The following is a 5,320-nucleotide window of genomic DNA, read 5'->3' on the forward strand; positions in this document are numbered from 1 at the left end:
CTCTTGACAGGTTGCCCTTCTCGGCGCGGCGCTCGAGCATTTTCTTGACGAAGGCGATTGCGTCGGAGGAGGCACCCTCTCTCGCATCGCACATCACGACGTTGAGCCCAGCCTCGACGGCGATCTGGGCTATTCCGCGTCCCATCGTACCGGCACCGATGACTGCAATATTCTGTGAGCCGCCGGCCAAACTTGACATGAATCCGATGCGTCAATTATTTAAACGGTCGTACGGATTATAAATAGACCGTTGTTTGTGGCGCCGCAACCCGAAAAGTCCGGCACGCGCAGCGGTTTACAGGGAGCTCTTCGGCCGAGAGCGAGAGTTGGGGATGGCTGACGCATTCATTTACGATGCCGTGCGGACGCCACGTGGGAAAGGCCGTGCTTCCGGTTCTTTGCATGAAGTTTCTCCGCTACGCCTCGCTGAGACAGCGCTGCGCGCAGTACGGGATCGAAACCGGTTGGATACGCGAGCGGTCGACGATGTTATCCTTGGCGTCGCCGATCCGGTCAACGAACAAGGTGCGGACATTGCGCGCACGGCGGTTCTCGTCTCTGGCTATGACGAATCGACGCCGGGTGTTCAGATCAATCGATTCTGCGCCTCCGGGCTTGAAGCATGCAATATGGCTGCGGCGCAGGTGATGTCCGGGCAATCGGACATGGCTGTGGGCGGCGGGGTCGAGAGCATGTCGCGCATTTCCATGTTCTCGTCGGGCGGAGCGCTCGTGTCAGACCCGTATTTTACGCTCCCCCACCGTTTCGTTCCCCAGGGGATCTCCGCGGACCTGATCGCCACGAAATACGGTTACACGCGCACCGACGTAGACGGCTACGCGGTGAAAAGCCAGCGCCGTGCCGCGCACGCTTGGGACAACGGCCACTTCATGAAATCCATCGTTCCTGTGGTGGACGACAATGGCATTGTCATCCTTGATCGCGACGAGCATCTGCGACCGGAGACCACAATGCAAACCCTTGCGACGCTCGAACCGTCGTTTGTTCAGCACGGAGAGAAGCTCGGCTTCGAGGCAGTAGCGCTCCAGCGGTATCCGGAGGTGGAGCGCATTCAATATGTTCATCATGCCGGAAATTCTTCCGGCATCGTCGATGGCGCAGCCGCGATTCTGATTGGCAGCAAGGAGGCAGGCATTTCTGCCGGACTTCAGCCGCGCGCACGCATCGTAGCTTTCGCTTCAACTGGAACCGAGCCGACGATCATGTTGACCGGCCCGTCGCCGGCCGTCGAGAAGGCCCTTCGGCGTACTGGAATGACCGCAAGCGATATCGATCTGTTCGAATGCAACGAGGCGTTCGCCAGCGTGGTCTTACGCTTCATCGATGCGCTGGAAATCGATCCTGAGCGGGTCAACGTAAACGGCGGCGCAATCGCACTGGGTCACCCGCTCGGAGCGTCCGGTGCCATGCTGCTCGGAACGCTTCTCGATGAGCTCGAAAGACGCGACTTGTCGACGGGTGTAGTCACGCTCTGTGTGGGCGGAGGAATGGGGACCGCCATGATCATCGAGCGGGTCTAATGCGGTCATAGGGAGCAGTCGTGTGATTGATTACAGCAGCGACGAGCGCGGGATTGCTTTATTGGCTTGGAACGTCGTCGACAAGCCAATGAATGTTCTGAATGACGCCTCGATAGCGCGCTTCGAAGAGTTGGTCCGGCTGGCTATCGTCAGTGCGGATGTGAAGGGTGTGATCATCACCTCCACACGGCCGGAGTTTGTGGTCGGCGCTGACCTTGAACAGCTTCGCGGAATCTCCGATCCGCGGCAAGCCATGCAAATTACCGGCCGACTGTCCCGGCTATTCCGGGAGATCGAGAAATCCGGCAAACCTTTCGTCGCGGCCATCAATGGGACAGCGCTCGGGGGCGGCTTTGAAATCTGTCTAGCCTGCCACCGTCGCATCGCCGCCGATAACGCGAAAACACAACTGGGCTTGCCGGAAGTCACGCTCGGCCTGTTGCCGGGGGCCGGCGGGACGCAGCGGTTGCCGCGGATGATCGGGCTGAAAAATGCACTCCCCCTGCTGCTGGAGGGAAAAAAGCTTGGCGTGAGCAAGGCGCGCGATGTCGGTCTCATTGACGAAATTGTTGCTCCGGAGGCTCTCATCGCGAGCGCGAAGCAATGGCTGCTGGCGGAGGCGGCCGATCACATCGTGAAACCTTGGGACAAGAAGGATTTTCGCATGCCCGGCGGGGCGGTGCAGAGTCCGGGGTCGTGGCATTTGTTCAGCGCTATTGAAGCGGCGGTCATCGGAAAAACCGCCAACCTGTACCCTGCGCCGGCCGCGATCCTTTCCAGTGTTTATGACGGGTGCCATGTCGATATCGACACCGGGCTGAAGATTGAAGCGCGCCAATTTGCGAAGCTTGCCGTCTCGCCGCAGGCTCAGAACATGATCCGCACGCTCTTCTATGCGATCGGCGATGCGAACAAGCTGGTCAGCCGCCCGACGGACATACCTGTTCAGAAATACGTCAAAGTCGGGGTGCTCGGCGCCGGTATGATGGGAGCTGGCATCGCCTATGCCTCGGCGCAGGCGGGTTTGCAGACCGTCCTGCTCGACATATCGAAAGAAGCTGCTGAAAAGGGAAAATCCTATTCGGCCGCGCTGCTGGAAAAGCACGAGAAGCAGGGACGAATCCGCGCGACGGAACGGGAACAAGTCTTGGCCCGCATTCTCGCAACGGCCGACTATGCTGATCTTCGAGGATGCGAGATCGTCGTCGAAGCCGTCTTCGAGAATCGCCGCGTCAAGGCGGACGTTACGAAGCGTGCCGAAGCGGTTCTCGATTCCTCGGCAATTTTTGCGACCAATACGTCGACGCTTCCGATTACAGGGCTTGCGGAGAACTCGATCCGTCCGGCCAACTTCGTTGGCCTCCATTTCTTCTCGCCTGTCGAGCGCATGCCGCTGGTCGAGGTGATCAGGGGCGGCCTCACGAGCGAAACGACCATCGCTCGTGCGATGGACTACGTGAAGCGTATCCGCAAGACACCCATTATCGTCAACGATGGCCGTGCCTTCTACACCAGTCGCGTATTCGGGACCTATGTCTATGAGGGAATGGCAATGCTTGGCGAAGGCGTCTCGGCAGCGCTGATCGAAAATGTCGGACGCATGAGTGGAATGCCGGTGCCGCCGCTTGCGCTCATGGACGAAGTGTCGATTGAACTCATGTATAGCGTGTTTCGTCAGACCGAGATCGACCTTGGCAAGGAATATGCGCCGCAACCGCAAGATCCGGTCCTGATCAAGATGGTCAAGGAGCTTTGTAGGCTCGGTCGTAAGAGCGGTCAGGGTTTTTATGATTATGCGGCTGACGGAACGAAGAAGCTCTGGCCCGGACTTGCTGAACATTTCCCGCTTGCGCGGGAGCAACCGCAGGCGGAAGAAGTGCGCAAGCGGCTGATGTACATCCAGTCGATTGAGGCGGCGCGGTGCCTGGAAGAAAAAATCGTCGATTCCAGCGCAGCCGATGTAGGATCAATTCTGGGCTGGGGGTTTCCGGCCGCCTATGGTGGCGTCGTCAGCCAGATCGACACGGTTGGCGTCGAGCGTTTCGTCGAAGAATGTGACCGCTTGGCCCAGCGCCACGGTGCGAGGTTCGCGCCGCCAAGATTCCTCCGTGACCGCGCAACGCACGGGGAGCGCGTGTTTGCGGCCTAAGCGGTCGCATGCGTTACCACTATGATCGCCAGAACGCTGTTCAAGTCGGAACACGAGCAGTTTCGTGATCAGGCACGAAAGTTTTTCGAGCACGAGCTTGCGCCTTCGCACCCGGAATGGGAGGAGTCGGGACGAATCCCGCGAGAGATTTGGACCAAGCTGGGAGAGGCGGGCTTCCTGTGTCCCACAGTACCGGAAGCTTATGGTGGAGCGGGTGCCGATAAGCTCTATTCCGTTGTCATTGCCGAGGAGTTGTGTTCGCTGGGACTGCTTGGGCCAGCCTTGTCCTTTGCGATGCATTCGGAGATTGTCGCGCCTTATATCCTTCATTACGGGACGACCACGCAGAAAGAAGTCTGGCTCCCACGAATGGCATCTGGCGAAATGGTTGGCGCTCTCGCAATGTCCGAGCCTGGCGGCGGTTCGGACCTCCAAGCGCTTCGGACAACCGCGGCCAGGGAAGGCGACACATACATCGTCAGCGGCCAGAAAGTTTTCATCAGCAACGGACAGAATGCTGATCTCATCATTGTTGCCTGCAAGACAGATCCTGAATTGAGGGCGAAAGGGATTAGCCTGATCGTCGTCGAAGCAACCCGCAATGGGTTTGCAAGAGGTCGCAATCTGAACAAGATCGGCCTAAAGTCGTCGGATACATCGGAGCTGTTTTTCGATGCCGTGCGTGTGCCCGTTGCCAACCTGTTGGGTGATGAAGGCCAGGGTTTCGCGATGATGATGCGGGAGCTGCCATGGGAGCGCTTGCAGATTGCGGTGGCCGCAGTGGCTGCTGCCGCGGGGGTGCTGCAAGCGACAATCCGCTATACAAAGGAGCGCGAAGCTTTCGGACAGCGGGTCGCGGACTTTCAAAACACTCGCTTCAAGCTCGCGGAGATGAGTGCCGAGATCGAGATCGCTCGCGTATTTGCCGATCGCTGCATTGAACTCGCGTTGAACCGCGAGCTCGACGTCGCAACTGCCGCGATGGCGAAATACTGGACAACGGATTTGCAGTGCAAGGTCGTGGACCAATGTGTCCAACTGCATGGCGGTTACGGCTACATGTCCGATTTTGCGGTGGCCCGGGCATACATCGATGCGCGGGCCCAACGCATCTATGGCGGCACGAACGAGATCATGAAAGAGCTGATCGCGCGTACGCTGTAATGCGGAGGCGTCGTTCTCTGCATGAGTTCCATCATAAGTGGCTGATATTGCATCCGAAAGGCGTCTTGCCGATAAATTAATTGAACGGTCGGACGGATTATAATATAAAAGAAATGAAGATCGGTGCCTCAGCCGACTTATGCGGTCCAGCGAATGGGCCGCCGCCGCGGAGGTCAGATGTCCACGCCAACGAGAGCGGACGCAGTCGTTATCGGTGCGGGTGCTGGAGGTCTCTGCGCGGCAGCACGTCTTTCCCATGCGGGTCTGAGAACATTAGTCGTTGACGAGAATTCGCGCCTCGGCGGACGCGCGACGACCGAAGAAATCGAAGGATTCAAAGTCAATACCGGTGCGATCGCACTTGAAGTCGGCGGCGTATTTGAGGAGACATTCTGACATGTCGGCGCTCCCTTAAATCTTCGCTTTCCGGAGCCAGCCACCGCTTTCTATTTGAACGGCAAAGTCA

At 58.4% G+C, this 5,320-nt stretch carries 5 protein-coding genes; 4 read left to right on the plus strand and 1 reads right to left on the minus strand.

Annotated elements, in window-relative coordinates; all coding sequences use genetic code 11:
- Positions 1 to 199 (minus strand): 3-hydroxyacyl-CoA dehydrogenase NAD-binding domain-containing protein (locus AB7F49_RS37940; protein ID WP_428532741.1); only part of this gene is annotated, 199 nt, incomplete at its 3' end.
- Between the two features lie 133 nt (positions 200 to 332).
- Here AB7F49_RS37940 and AB7F49_RS37945 point away from each other — a divergent pair.
- From AB7F49_RS37945 to AB7F49_RS37960, 4 genes are all read left to right on the plus strand, one after another.
- Positions 333 to 1,541, plus strand: a complete 1,209-nt coding sequence (locus AB7F49_RS37945; RefSeq protein WP_428532753.1) for an acetyl-CoA C-acetyltransferase — start codon at positions 333 to 335, stop codon at positions 1,539 to 1,541.
- Positions 1,542 to 1,629: 88 nt separating this feature from the next.
- Positions 1,630 to 3,690, plus strand: a complete 2,061-nt coding sequence (locus AB7F49_RS37950) for a 3-hydroxyacyl-CoA dehydrogenase NAD-binding domain-containing protein (protein WP_428532744.1) — start codon at positions 1,630 to 1,632, stop codon at positions 3,688 to 3,690.
- A 21-nt stretch (positions 3,691 to 3,711) separates the two neighbouring features.
- Positions 3,712 to 4,854: an acyl-CoA dehydrogenase family protein gene (locus tag AB7F49_RS37955; RefSeq protein WP_428532747.1), complete on the plus strand. Its 1,143-nt coding sequence runs from the start codon at positions 3,712 to 3,714 to the stop codon at positions 4,852 to 4,854.
- Positions 4,855 to 5,031: 177 nt separating this feature from the next.
- Positions 5,032 to 5,250 (plus strand): NAD(P)-binding protein, encoded by a 219-nt coding sequence (locus tag AB7F49_RS37960; protein WP_428532750.1) that lies wholly within the window; start codon positions 5,032 to 5,034, stop codon positions 5,248 to 5,250.
- The last annotated feature ends 70 nt before the right edge of the window (positions 5,251 to 5,320 follow it).

It is taken from the genome of Pseudorhodoplanes sp., from assembly GCF_050250235.1.
GTDB lineage: Bacteria > Pseudomonadota > Alphaproteobacteria > Rhizobiales > Xanthobacteraceae > Pseudorhodoplanes.

What these genes read in the sequence shown, in the direction of transcription:
- AB7F49_RS37945 (WP_428532753.1), top strand. Translation starts at nt 333, where the DNA reads ATGGCTGACGCATTCATTTACGATGCCGTGCGGACGCCACGTGGGAAA.
- AB7F49_RS37950 (WP_428532744.1), top strand. Translation starts at nt 1,630, where the DNA reads ATGAATGTTCTGAATGACGCCTCGATAGCGCGCTTCGAAGAGTTGGTC.
- AB7F49_RS37955 (WP_428532747.1), top strand. Translation starts at nt 3,712, where the DNA reads ATGATCGCCAGAACGCTGTTCAAGTCGGAACACGAGCAGTTTCGTGAT.
- AB7F49_RS37960 (WP_428532750.1), top strand. Translation starts at nt 5,032, where the DNA reads ATGTCCACGCCAACGAGAGCGGACGCAGTCGTTATCGGTGCGGGTGCT.